Raw genomic sequence first — 1,066 nt, forward strand, 5'->3', positions numbered from 1 at the left:
CGAAGCTCCTGATCGAAGCCCCGGTAAACGGCGGCCGTAACTATAACGGTCCTAAGGTAGCGAAATTCCTTGTCGGGTAAGTTCCGACCTGCACGAATGGCGTAATGATGGCCACGCTGTCTCCACCCGAGACTCAGTGAAATTGAAATCGCCGTGAAGATGCGGTGTACCCGCGGCTAGACGGAAAGACCCCGTGAACCTTTACTATAGCTTCACACTGGATATTGATGTTGCCTGTGTAGGATAGCCGGGAGGCTTTGAACCCGTCGCGCCAGCGGCGGGGGAGCCACCCTTGAAATACCGGCCTGGCATCATCGATGTTCTCACTCCGACCCGTCATCCGGGTCGAGGACAGTGTGTGGTGGGTAGTTTGACTGGGGCGGTCTCCTCCCAAAGAGTAACGGAGGAGCACGAAGGTACCCTCAGCACGGTCGGACATCGTGCAATGAGTGCAAGAGCATAAGGGTGCTTGACTGCGAGACAGACACGTCGAGCAGGTGCGAAAGCAGGTTCTAGTGATCCGGTGGTTCTGCATGGAAGGGCCATCGCTCAACGGATAAAAGGTACTCCGGGGATAACAGGCTGATACCGCCCAAGAGTTCACATCGACGGCGGTGTTTGGCACCTCGATGTCGGCTCATCACATCCTGGGGCTGAAGTCGGTCCCAAGGGTATGGCTGTTCGCCATTTAAAGTGGTACGCGAGCTGGGTTTAGAACGTCGTGAGACAGTTCGGTCCCTATCTGCCGTGGGCGCTGGATGTTTGAGAAGGGCTGCTCCTAGTACGAGAGGACCGGAGTGGACGCACCTCTGGTGTTCCGGTTGTCACGCCAGTGGCACTGCCGGGTAGCTATGTGCGGACGGGATAACCGCTGAAGGCATCTAAGCGGGAAGCCCCCTTCAAGATGAGACATCCCCGAGGACTTTGATCCTCCTGAAGGGCCCAGCAAGACCAGCTGGTGGATAGGCACGGTGTGGACGCGCCGCAAGGCGTTGAGCTAACGTGTACTAATGGCCCGTGAGGCTTGACCCTATAACACCCAAGGGGTCCGGTCGCGCAGTGACGA

General features: G+C 57.6%; 1 rRNA gene. It reads left to right on the plus strand.

What is annotated here, in order from left to right:
- A 23S ribosomal RNA gene (locus tag ACGK9R_RS17155) occupies window positions 1-1,032 on the plus strand; the annotation flags it as partial.
- Window positions 1,033-1,066: the final 34 nt, after the last annotated feature.

It is taken from the genome of Halomonas sp. HNIBRBA4712, assembly GCF_043558675.1.
Lineage (GTDB): Bacteria > Pseudomonadota > Gammaproteobacteria > Pseudomonadales > Halomonadaceae > Vreelandella.